We start from the raw sequence: 15347 nt of genomic DNA, 5'->3' as shown, positions 1-15347 counted from the left end.
CCCTTTATTTATTACTGTTAATGACAAAAAAGCTGTCAACTTCTTGCTGGATAGCTCCCAGGTGGCCGGTGCCGGGCGCGATAATTGCCGCTTGCCCCCCGTCAGGATTCAGATGCAACTCCCCGGCGAGCGTGTTAATTTGCCCACTCTCTTTCACGGTGAAGTTAAAGTTATTACCCACAATATTGATATTCCCGTCGCTGGTTAACTCAATGGCACTCTCACCACATTCCAGACGTAAAGAACGGCCAGCGGACAATGTGAACGTATTGACGGCTTTATCCTGACGATCGCTGCCGGTTAGATTCAGCGTATTCACTTTTACGCCGCTCTTTTGATCTTTCACCACGCGCAGCGTCTCGTTTTCACCGACGAACTGCGTATGATTTTTTTCAATGGTGTGATTTTCGTCGTTCTCAACATCCACATCGAAATTACGCTCGGCATGCAGCCAGACCTGCTCCTCTCCGGCTTTATCTTCAAAGCGCAAGGCGTTGGCATTATCCACCGAGCCATCTTTCGAGCGGCTGAGAAAACCCATTTGCGTGGCGGCGGCGGGCAGTGCCCACGGCGGCATACTCGCCTCGTTGTAGACCCGCCCGGTGATGATGGGCCGGTCCGGGTCGCCGTTGATGAAGTCAATCACCACCTCATCACCCACGCGCGGTATCTGCACCCCGCCGAAGCCCTGGCCTGCCCACGCGCTCGACACGCGCACCCAGCAGGAACTGGTGTCATCGCCCTTCGCCAGCCGGTCCCAGTGGAACTTCACCTTCACCCGCCCGTATTTGTCCGTCCAGATACTCTGCCCTTCCGGTCCCACCACTCTGGCCGTCTGCGGGCCGTATGTTTTCGGCCACGCCGTCAACGCCGCCGGGCGGTACACCACCGACGCCGGTATCACCGTGAAGTCTGTGCGGTGTACCGTCTCACTGTCCGCCCCGCTGGCGTAGCGGTTCTCCTCGAATTTGTTTTCTCAGGGCTGGCGGGCCTAACCGCAAGCACCAGAGAGGATAACGTTGCTTCAGCAACGGCCCGCAGAGCGAGGCGAAGCCGAGTAATCCTCCCGGATGCACCATCTTCTGCGAAATCCCTTCCAATAATCATCATCCCTCTCAGCTTCTCACTCTCTGGCAGCGACAAAAAACCTTGTTTACGTTAAAGTAATTGTTTGTTATCCGGTTTGTGAGAGTACGATGTACGAACGTTATGCTGGTCTGATTTTCGATATGGATGGCACCATCCTCGATACTGAACCAACCCACCGCAAAGCCTGGCACGAGGTGCTGGCGCGTTACGGAATGCATTTTGACGAACAGGCCATGGTTGGGTTGAATGGCTCACCGACCTGGCGTACCGCACAAGCGATAATTGAAGCAAACCAGGCCGATCTCGATCCCCATTTATTAGCACAAGAGAAGACCGCAGCCGTAAAAGCGATGCTGCTGGATTGCGTGCGCCCGTTGCCGCTCATTGAAGTTGTAAAAGAGTGGTATGGCCGTCGCCCGATGTCCGTTGGCACTGGCAGCGAAAGTTTTATTGCCGAAGCATTACTGGCGCATCTCGGGCTTCGGCAATACTTCAATGCGGTCATCGCTGCCGATCACGTTCAACACCACAAACCTGCACCGGATACTTTCTTACTCTGCGCACAACGAATGGGCGTTGAGCCGTCGCAGTGCGTGGTGTTTGAAGATGCCGATTTCGGCCTGCTGGCCGCGCGCGCTGCCGGTATGGACGTTGTGGATGTTCGCTTATTGTGAGCGACTCACTGTCGCTCTTCTCATTGTTCGCCAGCAGTTTCCTCAGCGCTACGATTTTGCCAGGCAACTCTGAGGTCGTGCTGGTCGCAATGTTACTCGCGCATACAAGCCAGCCCTGGTGGCTTGTTGGAATAGCAACAATGGGTAATAGCCTTGGAGGGCTGACTAACGTTATCCTTGGTCGTTTCTTTCCGCAGCGTAAGGTATCGCGCTGGCAGGAAAAAGCTACCCACTGGCTCAGGCGCTATGGCGCAGTGGCGCTGTTGTTGAGCTGGATGCCTGTTATGGGCGATTTACTGTGTGTTCTTGCGGGATGGCTACGCCTTTCGTGGGGGCCCGTACTGTTTTTTTTATGCCTTGGCAAAGCGTTGCGCTATGTGGCTCTTGCTCTCGTAACGCTTCAGGGTATGACGTGGTGGCACTAATTGGACTGAGTGAGTGACCTTTCATCGTCAACCATTACAATTATGCTTAATGAAATGATTATTACAGGCGGGAGGTCAATTTGATCCCGGACGTATCACAGGCGTTGTCCTGGCTGGAAAAAAATCCTCAGGCGCTGAAAGGGATCCAACGCGGTCTTGAGCGTGAAACCCTGCGCGTTAATGCGGATGGGGCATTGGCGACAACAGGTCACGCGGCAGCGCTTGGCTCTGCATTAACCCATAAATGGATTACAACTGATTTTGCCGAAGCGCTGCTGGAGTTTATCACTCCGGTTGATGGTGATATCGACCATATGTTGACCATTATGCGCGATATCCACCGCTACACCGCCCGCCAGATTGGCGATGAGCGCATGTGGCCGCTGAGTATGCCCTGCTATATAAAAGAAGGGCAGGACATCGAACTGGCGCAATACGGCACCTCTAATATTGGTCGCCTGAAAACGCTCTATCGTGAAGGGCTGAAAAACCGCTACGGCGCGCTGATGCAAACCATCTCCGGCGTGCATTATAATTTCTCGCTGCCGATGGCGTTCTGGCAGGCAAAAAGCGGCAGCACCGATAAAGAAACGGTTTCGGACGGCTATTTCCGCCTGATCCGCAATTACTACCGCTTTGGCTGGGTGATCCCCTATCTATTCGGCGCTTCTCCGGCGATCTGCTCATCGTTCCTGCAAGGCAAACCGACTACGCTGCCGTTTGAGAAAACAGCGAACGGGATGCTCTATCTGCCCTATGCGACCTCGCTGCGCTTGAGCGATTTGGGTTACACCAATAAATCGCAAAACAACCTGGGCATCACCTTTAACAATCTGCACGATTACGTCGTTGCTCTGAAGCGCGCCATTAAAACGCCTTCGGAAGAGTATGCAAAAATCGGTTTGCAAAAAAACGGTAAGTACCTGCAAATCAATACCAATATCCTGCAAATCGAGAACGAGCTTTATGCGCCTGTTCGCCCGAAACGCGTTACCCGCAGCGGCGAAACACCGTCGGATGCACTGCTGCGCGGCGGTATTGAATACATTGAAGTGCGCTCGCTGGATATCAACCCATTCACCGCGATTGGCGTTGACGAGCAGCAGGTGCGTTTCCTCGATCTGTTTATGGTCTGGTGCGTGCTGGCCGATGCGCCTGAAATGAGCAGCGATGAACTGCTGTGTACCCGCACCAACTGGAATCGCGTGATTCTGGAAGGGCGCAAACCTGGTCTGACGCTGGGAATTGGCTGCGAAACTGCACAGTACCCGCTCGCCGATGTGGGGCGCGATCTGTTTAGCGATCTGAAACGAGTAGCGCAGACGCTTGATGGCGTGTACGGTGGCAATGAGTATGAAACAGTGTGTGACCAACTGGTTGCCAGCTTCGACGATCCGGAATTAACCTTCTCTGCGCGTATTTTGCGCTCGATGATCGATAATGGGATTGGCGGCACCGGTAAGGCGCTGGGCGATCAGTACCGCTCACAGCTGCGTGAAGAGCCGCTGGAGATCTTGCGTGAAGAAGATTTTATCGCCGAATGTAAAGCATCACTGGCGCGTCAGGCAGAGGTTGAAGCCGGGGATACGGAGCCGTTTGAAGCGTTGCTTGCGCGTCACGCCTGATAGAAAAGAAAAAGGCCACATCGCTGTGGCCGAAATTTCATCTCTGAACTCAGGGATGATGATAACAAATGCGCGTCTTTCACATGTTCAGACCCGCACGGGAAACAAGAGTTCATTTTATTTTTAAAAAAATCACTGTCGGAGGTGACTAAATGCCGTTATTGGATAGCTTCACTGTCGATCATACCCGTATGGAAGCGCCTGCTGTCCGTGTTGCCAAAACAATGAACACGCCGCACGGCGACGCCATCACTGTATTCGACCTGCGTTTCTGCATTCCTAACAAAGAAGTGATGCCGGAAAAAGGGATCCACACCCTTGAGCATCTGTTTGCGGGCTTTATGCGTAATCACCTCAACGGCAACGGCGTTGAGATCATCGACATCTCGCCGATGGGCTGCCGCACGGGTTTCTACATGAGCCTGATCGGTACGCCGGATGAGCAGCGTGTAGCGGACGCCTGGAAAGCAGCGATGGCAGATGTTCTGAAGGTTAAAGAGCAGAACCAAATCCCGGAGCTGAACGTTTATCAGTGCGGGACGTACCAGATGCATTCGCTTACCGAAGCGCAGGAAATTGCGCGCCATATTCTTGAAAGCGATGTCCGTGTTAATAGCAACGAAGAGCTGGCCCTGCCGAAAGAAAAATTGCAGGAACTGCATATCTAGTCTTTTACGCCGCCTCTCTGTCAGCAGAAGGCGGCGTATTATTTATCGCCGTATTTATCAGATAGTTTTTATTCAAGAAATTTATTTGATTTTGTTATTTATAATTAATTGCTGATGTATTGTTAATATCCTCTGCTGTCCTGAGCCTTCTGGTTGTTATTTAATTCTTGCCGTGCTAGTTTGCTCCTCTCGTCGTTATTAGACGAACCTTTTACTTCCAATATATTCACTCTCTGAACCAATTTCAGTGAAAAAGATGCCTGAATGATGAGGATATTATGCGGCGCTCACAGCTTTCTCTCTTATGTATCTCATTTTGTTTACCCTTCCTCTTAACCGGTTGCGTTAAATCAAAAGCTCCCGCCGTGGTGCTGGACGCGCCGCAGAAGCAGCAGACACAGCAATGCTACGAACTTCTGACTGCATTAAAAGGGCTGGATAACTCTGCCTTTGAAACGTATAAGCAACAATTCAGCACCATCAATCAAAGCTACGAAGTGTATAAGAAAAATCAGCCGATCATTGATAACAACTCGGCGGAAATAATGAAGACCGAAATAGACAACAAAATTGAAGTTGTTTGTTCGCGCGTGCGCAGCGCGGTATTCACAAATATGTCCAGACGTGCAAATTCACTGAAACAGTTATGAGAAAGTTATTATATTTATCGGTTGTATTGCTATCGACTATTTCAGCCTCTGCGGTCGGTGCTGATTCTACGGCGTTACTCGAACGTCTTAACAAAGAGAACATAATATCCGTCGGGCCAAAATCCCCTTTTACCCAGACGGGCATTCCCGCGAGCCCGGTCGTCATGCCTGCAAATTCCGCTCCTGTGAAACCGAGCGTCGCGCCTAAAAAGGACGCGAGCGAGAAAGAGATCAGGCTGCTGAAAAGTAAGCTTGCAGCATCGCGGCGTGAAGTGCAGGCGTTGCGTAAAAAACAGGCCGCCGCTGTGCCGGCAAAGAAATCGGATGAACAAGTAAACGCTGCCAGTCACGAAAATATACGGCTAAAGCAGCAGTTAGCGGAAGCGACGAAAAGGCACGTGCAGGATGCCGGGAAGTTTCAGGCCATCAGCAATGAGAACAGCCAGCTGCAACGGCAATTAAAAACCAGCCAGCAGCAACTGGCCGAAGCGAAAAAACAGGGCGCGGAGCAAAATGCGAAGCTCCAGCTTACGGCGACAAAAACGACGGATCACGTTAAACAACTCACGGAAGTGAATAAAAAGCATGGCGAGGTAAAAGGCCAGCTTGATGTCGCCACGAAAAAGGTGAATGAACAGGCGTCACGTATCGCGACGCTGGAAGAGAAGCTGAAACAGAGCAGCGCAGAGAAAGAACGGGTTCAGCAGCAGCTTGTCGCGGCGCTGGCCATACCGCGCAAGGCGGAAAAAGAACCGGCAAAAGTAAGCAATCCTGTTTTCTCGCTGGCTGCGAACAAGTCTGAACAAGCGAAAACCAATTACGCCTGGGGCATCTGGTTTGCAGAAAAAGTGCAGCTTGAAAGCGAAACGCTGAAAAGCGCCGGGCAAAAATTTCTGCCGCCGGCATTTCTGCAAGGCTTACAGGACAAGTTTGCCGGTAGCCTGCAAATGCAACCCGCTGATATCGAAAAAGTGCTGAGCGCACTAAACAAGCGGGTGGCTGATGCGCGTCAACGCGACATGACAAGCAACAAGAAACAGGGGCAGCAGCTTCTGGCGGATGCGGCAAAGCTTAAAGGTGCCGAGCGGGCAGAAAGCGGCGTCGTCTATCTGGTTGAAAAACGTGGAGAAGGCGCGGCGATTGCGGCTAATGATGTCATCCGTTTTAAAGTGGATGAAAAAGTTAGCTCGGGCAAGATTCTGGCCAAAGGTGAGATTCATACCGGGCGGGTAAGTGAACTGCCGCCGCTCATGCGTGCAGGCGTGGAAAAGCTGGTCGTTGGCGGCAGGGTGAGAATTTATATCCCGGTCGAACTGGCTTACGGCGAGGAAGGAATACCCGGCGCGGTGCCGCCAGGTGTTGCTTCGACAATGACGCTGGAAGTCCTCAGCATCGAGAAATAAAAAAATCGCCTCCTTCTGGAGGCGATTTGCTTTTTGCGTTAATGCGCGCCACCGCCGCCGCCAGCGCCAAACGGCGGTTTAGCGAACCACACCAGGCTCAGCAGGATCAAGAACACGCCCGCCGAAAACCAGAAAATCTCGTTAGCCGAAATGATCAGCCCCTGGTTAGTAATCTGCTGGGCTATCCAGCCAGACGACTGCTGTTGCGACAAACCCAGCCCTTGCAGTTGGTTATACATCTCCTGCGAGTTCGGGTTATAAGGATTGACCGCTTCCGTTAACTGCGCATGGTGCAACGATTCCCGGTTAGTCCACAGTGTGGTGGTAATCGACGTCCCGATAGAGCCCGCCAGCGTTCGCGTAAAGTTCGAGAGGCTGGACGCGGCCGCCAGGCGTTCGGGCGGCAAACCGGAAAGGGTAATGGTCGTCAGCGGCATAAAGAAGCAGGCCACCGCGAAACCCTGAATAAACTGCGGCCACGCCGACGCGCCAAAGTCCATCCCCGGCTCAAATGTATACGCACGCCAGTAGAAGCACACCGCATACATAATAAAGCTGAATGTCACCAGGCGGCGCATATCGAGCTTATGGGCGAAGCGGCCAATAATCGGCGACAGCAAGACCGGAATAACCCCAACGGGCGCAGAGGCCAGACCCGCCCAGGTTGCGGTATAGCCATAAACCTCCTGCAACAACTGCGGCAACAGCACAATCGCGCCGAAGTAGAGCATATAGGCGAGGCTGATACACAAACAGCCGATGGTAAAATTGCGCGACTTAAACAACGACAAATCGACAATTGGGTTCTCGTCGGTTAACTCCCACACCACCAGGAAACTTATCGCCACCACGGCGACAATTGTCAGCACGATAATTTCCGTCGAGTTGAACCAGTCCAGCTCTTTACCCTGGTCGAGCATGATTTGCAGGCTACCGATCCCCACCACCAACAGCGCCAGACCAATGCCATCAATGCGCCGCTGTTCGGTACGCGTTTCGCGACCGCGCAGGCTTTGCAGCGTCAGCAACACCACCAGCGCGCCAATCGGCACGTTGATAAAGAAGATCCAACCCCAGTGGTAGTTATCGCTGATATAGCCGCCGAGTATCGGCCCGCAAATCGGCGCAACGATCACCGTCATCGACCACAGCGCCAGCGCGACAGAGCGTTTAGCGGGTGGGTAGTTGCTCAGCAACAGGCTTTGCGATAGCGGAATCAACGGCCCGGCCACAATCCCCTGGATCACGCGAAAGAAAATCAGCATCCCGAGGCTATTGGACACGCCGCATGCCCACGAGGCGATAGCAAACGCCACGGTGGACCAGAGAAACAGCTTCACTTCGCCGACGCGCTTCGCCAGCCAGCCGGTGATGGGGATCGAGATGGCATTCGCCACCCCGAACGAGGTGATAACCCAGGTTCCCTGGCTCAGAGACGACCCCAGGTTACCGGCGATAGTCGGAATAGCAACGTTAGCGATGGTGGAATCCAGCACCTGCATGAAGGTCGCAAGCGAAAGCGCAATGGTCATAATGACCAGTTGCGCGCCTTCCAGCGGTTTCTGTTGCATTGCACTCACCTCAGATTAACCGGCGTTGGCTTTTACGATGTTATCGATAAGCGTATTGACCGGCTCAAGGCTGATTTCCCGGGCGTTGCTTTCATAAGCTGGAGTCGTACGCACCTGGCTTGCCAGCACCTGACCGTCACGTGCGGAAGTATCCACTTTCACTAATGTGGAAAGTCCAATACGCAGCGGATGATCGGCGAGTTGTTTGGCATCGATCTCAATACGCACCGGCAAACGCTGAACCACTTTGATCCAGTTTCCGGTGGCATTCTGCGCAGGCAGCAGTGAGAACGCGCTGCCGGTACCCATATCAAGACCGACAACCTTACCGCTGTACGCGACGTCATCACCATAAATATCACTGATGATCGTCGCACTCTGGCCGATGCGCATATGCGCAACCTGAGTCTCTTTAAAGTTCGCATCCACCCACAAATGGGTTGCCGGAACAACAGCCATCAAGGCGGTGGTGGTGCTTATCTGTGCGCCAGGCTGCACGGCACGGCGGGAAACATAGCCGGTTATCGGGCTGACGATTTTGGTTCGTTGCAGCGCCAGCCAGCTATTACGCACTTCGGTGGCTGCCTGCTTAACGGCGGGTTGCTCTTCCAGACGGGTATCAAGCACGATCGCCTGGTTCGCGTTATATTGCTGCACCGCAACATCGAGTTCGGCTTGCGCACTGGCTACCGCATCACGGGCGTGTTGCAGCTCTTCGCGACCAATCAAATTGGCGCTTCCCAGCGGCACGCGGCGGTTAAAGTCGCTCTGAGCTTGCGCCAGCGCGGTTTTTTTCAGTTCAATACTCGCCAGCAGTTGCTTGCTGTTGATCATCGACTGGCGGGTCTGACGAACGCTGCTCGCCAGTTCTGTTTGCGCTTTTTCAAACGCCTGTTGCGCATCCGTCGCATCCAGCGTCACCAACACATCGCCTTGCTTAACAAAATCGGTATTATCGGCCCAGACTTTTGTCACGCTGCCGGATACCTGCGACATGATTTGTACCTGATTCCCTGCCACGTACGCATCATCGGTCTCTTCAAAATGACGCAGTACCAAAAACCAATAAATCCCGTATGCCACGGCAATAACAATAAAGAGCAAGGTCAGTAAAAGAAGGAGGCCTTTACGTTTGCCTCTCTTTTTGACCGGTTGCTGCGGGGTATGACTCTCCGCATTTGCGCTCATGATTTTCTCCACGATCTTATTTTTCATTGTGTCGGCGAAAGCCGACCTTTCGTCAGAAAGGCCAGCTTATGGCCGGCCCTTTACTGTTCTTATATCCTGGAAATTCAAGCAGATAGTCGCGTTAGCGCAGCGCCTCGTGAATAATGTCTTCTTCATCCATCTGGTCGAGGCGTGACAGGAGTTTGCGGGTGATTTGCTCGAGCTGGTCTTTTTCGGCAACGGTCAGAGAAGACCAGAGTTGATGCAGGCAGTGGTGCTGCGGGGGCAGAACCTGACGCAGGAATTCATGACCTTTATCAGTAAGTTGCAGGTGCAGGCAGCGGCGATCGTTATCGCTTTCGCGACGCTGGATCCAGCCGCGTTTTTCCAGCTCATCAGCGATACGCGTGGCATTAGTGCGCGACGAACCCAGCGCACTGCTCAGTTCTGAAGGCTGAATGCTGTGATTTTCCTGGGATTCCAGCGTAATCAACGCCATAAACAACGTTTCGTTAATGCCCTGCGCTTTCAGCATCTTATTACGGTTTTCCAGTAACTTACCCTGCATGTGCATACACAGGCGGGTCAATAATATTTCCTGAAACGGGAAATCTTCATAACGGCTGGCGCGAAATTTGAGCATCTGCTCAATGGGCGTGAACGAACTATCCATTTGGGTATAACCTCATTAATTGCAGTCGATATAGTAACGACAGTGACAAATAAAGTAAATGTATTATTTGCTCTAATAAATTTGCTTTATCTATATATCTGTTAGGGATTGCCAGGGGAGTAAAAACGGGACGGGGGATGTTCATGCCAACGGCAAACGCACCAGCAACAGGGAGGTAACTGAGCACCATTGAACGCTTTTCTTTGATGTCTTCCGTGAGCATTGCTGCCTTTTCAGACCTGGCCGTTACGGTAGATGAACATTCCATATCCATAATGTTTGTTATATATCACACACGTTAATATAACCGGGATAAACAAGTCCCTTAACCTTAGCAGACTGAGGAGCGTGTTAACACCCCGGTTTTTAACCGCAACGCGTAAACGTGAGCGACTGCTTAGCTTGCCGCCTCTTGATGGTGAAATCCTCGCCACCACACCAGCAAATTCAGCACCGCAAGCGTACTACCGGCCACGCAAACACCGGTCCAGCCCGCATGCTGCCACGCCGAGGCGGAAATCAATGAACCCGCCGCGCCACCGATAAAGTAGCTGGTCATATACCCGGCGGTCAGGCGGTTACGCGCATCCGGATTTACGCGGTAGATAATCGTCTGGTTGGTGATATGTACCGCCTGCACGGTGAGATCGAGCACGATAATGCCAATAATCAGTGCAGCAACCGAGCTGTGACCAAACCAGGTGGCAATCCATGACAGCAGCAGAAAAATGAGGCCAGCGGTCGTGGTGAGATGCGATTTGCCTTTATCCGCCAGCGTGCCTGCCTGCCGCGCGCCTAATGCACCCGCTGCGCCCACCAGGCCAAACAGGCCGATGACAGCGTCAGAGAAGTTAAACGGCGGTGAGGCCAGCAGGAACGCCATCGACGTCCACAACACGCTAAAGTTGGCGAAGCACAAGCAGCCGAGCAGCGCGCGGGTGCGCAGCAGTTTATCGCCAGCAAAGAGGGTAAACACCGAGCCGAGCAACTGCGGATAGTTGAGGTGCGTCTCCTGCTTTATTTTCGGCAGACCACGCCACAGGGCCAGCGCCATCAGCGCCATTAACACGCTGGCGACCCAGTAAACGGTGCGCCAGCCGCCGAGGGTGGCAAGCAGCCCGGCAACGGTGCGCGCAAGCAAAATGCCGAGCAGCAGGCCGCTCATAATGGTGCCGACCACTTTGCCGCGTGTCTCGGGTGTCGCAAGTGTAGCCGCCAGCGGGACGAGGATTTGCGCCACCACGGAAAACAGGCCGGTCAGCGCGGTACCGAGGATCATCAAGCTCAGGGACGGGCTACTGGCGGTGATTAACATGCCGCCCGCCGACAGTAGTGTCATCACCACAATCAATGTGCGGCGTTCAAACATATCGCCAAGCGGCACCAGGAACAGTAAGCCGGCGGCATAGCCAAGCTGTGCGGCGGTCACAATAAATCCCGCCTGGTTTGGCGAGAGCGAAAAGGCGTTGGCGATAGTATCCAGCAACGGCTGCGGGTAATAGTTACTGGCGACGGCAAGGCCGGTGGCAATGGACATCAGCGCGATCAGCGCCGGGCTCAGGCCCTGGTTGGGTTTTGTCATAAGAAAAGTCAGATAATGGTTTTGTCAGAAACCCATCATAACCAATTGATTGTGATTATGTGTTGTCGTATGTGCAGGATGCCCGGGCATGAGAGATACACAAAAGCGCCATCCGGCAGAAACCCGATGGCGCTTTGATACGTTTATTGCGGAAAAGGCGTTATTTCTGCGCGGCCAGCGCTTCTTTCACCCAGCCGTCAAACTGCTGTTGGTGCGCTTTGATCCAGCCATCAACGTGGCCCTGAATATCCGCTTCCGAAGCTTTGCCTTCGTGCATCATGGCGTTCTGCGCATTAATATCCGCCAGCGGCAATTTCATCACTGCGAACAGCTTCGCCGCCGCCGGGTTTTTCTCCGCCCAGGCTTTATTCGCCACAATGTGCATGGAGTTTACCGGGAAGCCATAGTTCATTCCGTTCGGCAGTTTGGTGTCGATATCTTTCTGCTCACCCGGCAGGGACGAGAACGGCACCTGCAACCAGACCACATCTTTACCCGGTTTCAGCACATCGCTCACCCAGTACGGCGTCCAGGTGTAATAAAGGATCGGTTTGCCTTCTTTAAAGCGGGTAATGGTATCCGCCATCATCGCTGCGTAGTTGCCCTGGTTATGTACCACGGTTTTATCCAGCCCATAGGCGTCGATTTGGTGATTAATCACCGCCTCACAGCCCCAGCCTGGTGTACACCCGGTCATGTCGGCTTTGCCATCACCATTGGTGTCGAACAGTTTGGCGATTTTCGGGTCTTTTAACTGCTCAATATTGGTGATGTGATACTTATCGGCGGTTTTTTTGTCGATCAAGTAACCCTGCGCTGCACCGGTGACAAAGGTGCCTTCGCGGTAGAACTTCTTATCGCCACCGGCGGCGGCATACATATCGTCATGCAGCGGTTGCCAGTTCACGGCGGTAAAGGTCTCATCACCTGCGGCAAGCGAGGTGTAACCGACGTTGTAATCCACTTCGTCGGGTTTATTCACTGTATAACCGAGTTTTTCAAGGCCGCGGCTGACCAGCAGGGTCTGGAAGGTTTCTTCCGCAATGGTGCTTTGAAAAGGCTTTACGGTAATGCCTTTGCCTGGCAAATCTGCATCGGCTGCAAACGTGCTGGTAGAGACAAGGGTGGCAAACGCTGTGGCAAAAAGTACGCTATGTCGCATCGTTGTTCCTTATTTTTCAGGTGGGACACTCTTGCCCGACGCGGGGTGCGCCGGGCAACAGAATTATTTTGCGAATGGACGGGTCAGCAGACCCAGCGGGCCGGTTTGATACCAGCGACGATTACCGCGGCTGCGGGAATCGCGACCGACAGCCTGGGTCAGGCGGTCGAGAATGATGGCGAGGATAACGATCCCCACGCCGCCAACGGTGGCAAGCCCCATATCAAGGCGGCCAATACCGCGCAGTACCATCTGGCCAAGCCCACCAACGGCGATCATCGAGGCGATCACTACCATGGAGAGGGCAAGCATCAACGTCTGGTTAATTCCCGCCATAATGGTTGGCATGGCCAGCGGTAACTGTACTTTGAACAACATCTGGCGCGGGCTGGCACCAAATGAGCGAGACGCTTCAATCAAATCAGCCGGGACCTGGTTAATCCCAAGAATAGTCAGGCGCACCACCGGCGGCAGGGCGAAGATAATCGTCACCACCACGCCTGGCACATTGCCGATACCAAACAGCATCACAATCGGCACCAGGTAAACAAACGCTGGCGTGGTCTGCATCGCATCCAGCAACGGGCGAATAATTTTCGCCGCCCGCTGGCTTCGCGCCAGCCAGATGCCCATCGGCAAACCGATCACCACGCAGAACAGTAGCGCCGTCAGCACCAGGGCCAGCGTCACCATTGCCTGCGACCAGGCGCCAATCGCGCCAATCGCAATCAACGATACCAGCGTCGCCACGCCCATCCCGGCGCTGCTCATCTGCCAGGCAATCAGTGAGAAGACGATAATCGCCACCGGTGACGGCATTCCCAACAACAACTGCTGGAAGCCGCTAAGAATGTAATCCACCGGGATGCGGATCCCCTGGAACACCGGGCGGAAATGCATCACCACCCAGTCGATCGCCTGCGTCACCCAGCTATCGAGCGGGATCAGCGTCTTATGGAACGGATCCATAATATTGAAATGTTCGGGAGCCGGTGTTGGCGCGCTGTGCAGCCAGTCTGCGCCGCCGCTATCGGCCGGTGCGGCAGAACCGCCGCCGCCCCATGCATCGGCAGATTGTGCCGCGTTGTCCGTTGCCGGTGCGCTATCCCACGGATTATTTTGATCAGCCATTGTTTGCCCCCTCGCGATCTAAAGCTTGCAGCAGCATTCGTTTCGAAATGATGCCCACGTACTGTTGTTCTTCACCCACTACCGGCACCGCACAGGGCGCTTGTCCAACATGGGAGAGCAACTCGCTAAGCGGCGTTTCCGCATCGACTGCGAGCGGAGAGTCAATTAACGCCGCATCGATACCCAGGTTTTGGCCTAACGCCGCTTTCAGGGAGTCGATGGAGACAATGCCGACAAATTTATTGCCGCGCTCAATCACATAACCATATTCACGGTCTTCATCCTGCAATACTTTCAGCGCTGAACGCGGGCCGAAACCCGGCGTCTTGCGAATCAATCCCACCGGTGTGCGGCGCGCAATATCTTTCGCGCTGAACACCTGGCTGATATCCACCCCGCGGAAGAAGGTGCGCACATAATCATTGGCCGGATTATTCAAAATCTCATCCGGCGTGCCGACCTGAACCACTTCGCCGTTTTGCATAATGGCAATCCGGTCGCCAATGCGCATCGCTTCATCCAGATCGTGGGAAATAAACACTACGGTGCGCTGATGTTTCGCCTGAAGCTTCACCAGCTCATCCTGCATTTCCGTACGAATTAATGGATCGAGCGCCGAGAAGGCTTCATCCATTAATAAAATATCGGGATTGATGGCTAATGCGCGGGCCAGACCCACGCGCTGGCGCATGCCGCCGGAGAGTTCATCCGGGTAGCCGTGAGCATAATTTTCCAGACCCACCTGGCGCAGCGCATCCAGCGCTTTTTCCTGGCGCGCCTGCGCCGGAACGCCCGCTAATTCCATACCGAATGCGGTATTATCCAGCACCGTCATATGGGGCATCAGCGCAAATGACTGGAAGACCATCGCAATCTTTTTCCTGCGCACCTCGCGCAACTCGGCATCTGATATTTTGGCGATATCTACGCCGTCGATCAGCACCTGTCCGCGGGTGGGTTCAATCAGGCGATTGAGAAGGCGTACCATAGTGGATTTACCCGAACCGGATAACCCCATGATGACAAATATCTCGCCTTCTTCAATGGCCAGACTGGCGTCTTTAACGCCAAGCGACAGACCCGTTTTTTCCAGTATTTCTTCTTTCGAAAGTCCTTTTTCAATATATTTGAAAGCTCGCTGCGGATGCTCGCCAAATACTTTATATAGATTTTTAACTTCTAATTTAATTGCCATGCAATAAAAGAGTTCCTGTTATTTATTATGTCGATATGCTACCCAGTGAGAATAATTGACTGGTCATACCCTACCATACTCTCACTCTGAGACAACCCTCAATTGCCGGGCCTGGCGGAATTATCGGGTGCAGAATCGTCTCTATTTCCCATGAGATAAGGGCTAACGCCGGGTGATATTTTTTTTGAATTCATCGGGGGATCGCATCTGAATTGTACCGATTCAGATGAAAATGACGGGGAAATTACAGTGTAGATCCTGTGGGAATATTGTGCTGAGAAATTACGCAAATATGATTAAATTAATCAAAAGCTTTTTACGCAGCGGGTTAT

General features: G+C 53.3%; 13 protein-coding genes and 1 pseudogene. 6 read left to right on the top strand and 8 right to left on the bottom strand.

Going from position 1 to position 15347, the window contains the following annotated elements; translation table 11 throughout:
* Positions 1 to 4 precede the first annotated feature (4 nt).
* A pseudogene (gene tssI / locus Q5705_17710) lies at positions 5 to 964 on the bottom strand (type VI secretion system tip protein TssI/VgrG).
* Between the two features lie 232 nt (positions 965 to 1196).
* Here tssI and yqaB point away from each other — a divergent pair.
* The 6 genes from yqaB to Q5705_17680 all read left to right on the top strand — a co-directional run bounded on the left by yqaB (position 1197) and on the right by Q5705_17680 (position 6534).
* Complete coding sequence (gene yqaB / locus Q5705_17705) at positions 1197 to 1763, top strand: fructose-1-phosphate/6-phosphogluconate phosphatase (GenBank protein WLI76398.1); 567 nt, start codon at positions 1197 to 1199, stop codon at positions 1761 to 1763.
* On the top strand, positions 1760 to 2188 hold the full coding sequence (locus tag Q5705_17700; protein WLI76397.1) for a YqaA family protein: 429 nt from the start codon (positions 1760 to 1762) through the stop codon (positions 2186 to 2188). The genes yqaB and Q5705_17700 overlap by 4 nt, the downstream gene beginning before the upstream one ends.
* An 80-nt stretch (positions 2189 to 2268) precedes the next feature.
* Positions 2269 to 3813 carry a glutamate--cysteine ligase gene (gshA, locus tag Q5705_17695; protein ID WLI76396.1) on the top strand — a complete coding sequence of 515 codons (1545 nt, stop codon included), beginning with the start codon at positions 2269 to 2271 and terminating at the stop codon, positions 3811 to 3813.
* A gap of 152 nt (positions 3814 to 3965) precedes the next feature.
* Positions 3966 to 4481 carry an S-ribosylhomocysteine lyase gene (gene luxS / locus Q5705_17690; protein ID WLI76395.1) on the top strand — a complete coding sequence of 172 codons (516 nt, stop codon included), beginning with the start codon at positions 3966 to 3968 and terminating at the stop codon, positions 4479 to 4481.
* 278 nt (positions 4482 to 4759) lie between these two features.
* A complete protein-coding gene (locus Q5705_17685) occupies positions 4760 to 5131 on the top strand; it encodes a hypothetical protein (GenBank protein WLI76394.1) in 372 nt (123 codons plus the stop codon).
* The gene (locus Q5705_17680; protein WLI76393.1) at positions 5128 to 6534 is read left to right on the top strand and encodes an FKBP-type peptidyl-prolyl cis-trans isomerase N-terminal domain-containing protein; all 1407 of its coding nucleotides are present in this window, start codon (positions 5128 to 5130) and stop codon (positions 6532 to 6534) included. Before Q5705_17685 ends, Q5705_17680 begins: the two co-directional genes overlap by 4 nt.
* Before the next feature lie 38 nt (positions 6535 to 6572).
* On the opposite strand, the gene emrB is transcribed toward Q5705_17680, so the two are convergent.
* The 7 genes from emrB to proV all read right to left on the bottom strand — a co-directional run bounded on the left by emrB (position 6573) and on the right by proV (position 15015).
* The gene (emrB, locus tag Q5705_17675; GenBank protein ID WLI76392.1) at positions 6573 to 8105 is read right to left on the bottom strand and encodes a multidrug efflux MFS transporter permease subunit EmrB; all 1533 of its coding nucleotides are present in this window, start codon (positions 8103 to 8105) and stop codon (positions 6573 to 6575) included.
* A gap of 15 nt (positions 8106 to 8120) precedes the next feature.
* Positions 8121 to 9293, bottom strand: coding sequence for a multidrug efflux MFS transporter periplasmic adaptor subunit EmrA (gene emrA / locus Q5705_17670; GenBank protein ID WLI76391.1), 1173 nt, complete (start codon positions 9291 to 9293; stop codon positions 8121 to 8123).
* A gap of 121 nt (positions 9294 to 9414) precedes the next feature.
* The gene (mprA, locus tag Q5705_17665; GenBank protein WLI76390.1) at positions 9415 to 9945 is read right to left on the bottom strand and encodes a transcriptional repressor MprA; all 531 of its coding nucleotides are present in this window, start codon (positions 9943 to 9945) and stop codon (positions 9415 to 9417) included.
* Positions 9946 to 10342: 397 nt separating this feature from the next.
* The gene (locus Q5705_17660) at positions 10343 to 11527 is read right to left on the bottom strand and encodes an MFS transporter (GenBank protein WLI76389.1); all 1185 of its coding nucleotides are present in this window, start codon (positions 11525 to 11527) and stop codon (positions 10343 to 10345) included.
* Between the two features lie 160 nt (positions 11528 to 11687).
* Positions 11688 to 12689, bottom strand: coding sequence for a glycine betaine/L-proline ABC transporter substrate-binding protein ProX (gene proX, locus Q5705_17655; GenBank protein WLI76388.1), 1002 nt, complete (start codon positions 12687 to 12689; stop codon positions 11688 to 11690).
* A gap of 63 nt (positions 12690 to 12752) precedes the next feature.
* Complete coding sequence (gene proW, locus Q5705_17650) at positions 12753 to 13820, bottom strand: glycine betaine/L-proline ABC transporter permease ProW (GenBank protein WLI76387.1); 1068 nt, start codon at positions 13818 to 13820, stop codon at positions 12753 to 12755.
* The gene (proV, locus tag Q5705_17645) at positions 13813 to 15015 is read right to left on the bottom strand and encodes a glycine betaine/L-proline ABC transporter ATP-binding protein ProV (GenBank protein ID WLI76386.1); all 1203 of its coding nucleotides are present in this window, start codon (positions 15013 to 15015) and stop codon (positions 13813 to 13815) included. The genes proW and proV overlap by 8 nt, the downstream gene beginning before the upstream one ends.
* Positions 15016 to 15347: the final 332 nt, after the last annotated feature.

This window comes from Kosakonia sp. H02, assembly GCA_030704225.1.
Taxonomy (GTDB): domain Bacteria; phylum Pseudomonadota; class Gammaproteobacteria; order Enterobacterales; family Enterobacteriaceae; genus Kosakonia.
The sequence above is the reverse complement of the archived record's forward strand: the minus strand, read 5'-3'. Positions and strand labels throughout refer to the sequence as shown.

Excerpts from the sequence above, each read along its gene's own strand:
- Q5705_17685 (WLI76394.1), top strand. The coding sequence starts at position 4,760 with ATGCGGCGCTCACAGCTTTCTCTCTTATGTATCTCATTTTGTTTACCC.
- proX (WLI76388.1), bottom strand. The coding sequence starts at position 12,689 with ATGCGACATAGCGTACTTTTTGCCACAGCGTTTGCCACCCTTGTCTCT.
- emrA (WLI76391.1), bottom strand. The coding sequence starts at position 9,293 with ATGAGCGCAAATGCGGAGAGTCATACCCCGCAGCAACCGGTCAAAAAG.
- Q5705_17660 (WLI76389.1), bottom strand. The coding sequence starts at position 11,527 with ATGACAAAACCCAACCAGGGCCTGAGCCCGGCGCTGATCGCGCTGATG.
- yqaB (WLI76398.1), top strand. The coding sequence starts at position 1,197 with ATGTACGAACGTTATGCTGGTCTGATTTTCGATATGGATGGCACCATC.
- emrB (WLI76392.1), bottom strand. The coding sequence starts at position 8,105 with ATGCAACAGAAACCGCTGGAAGGCGCGCAACTGGTCATTATGACCATT.
- proW (WLI76387.1), bottom strand. The coding sequence starts at position 13,820 with ATGGCTGATCAAAATAATCCGTGGGATAGCGCACCGGCAACGGACAAC.
- proV (WLI76386.1), bottom strand. The coding sequence starts at position 15,015 with ATGGCAATTAAATTAGAAGTTAAAAATCTATATAAAGTATTTGGCGAG.
- luxS (WLI76395.1), top strand. The coding sequence starts at position 3,966 with ATGCCGTTATTGGATAGCTTCACTGTCGATCATACCCGTATGGAAGCG.
- mprA (WLI76390.1), bottom strand. The coding sequence starts at position 9,945 with ATGGATAGTTCGTTCACGCCCATTGAGCAGATGCTCAAATTTCGCGCC.
- Q5705_17680 (WLI76393.1), top strand. The coding sequence starts at position 5,128 with ATGAGAAAGTTATTATATTTATCGGTTGTATTGCTATCGACTATTTCA.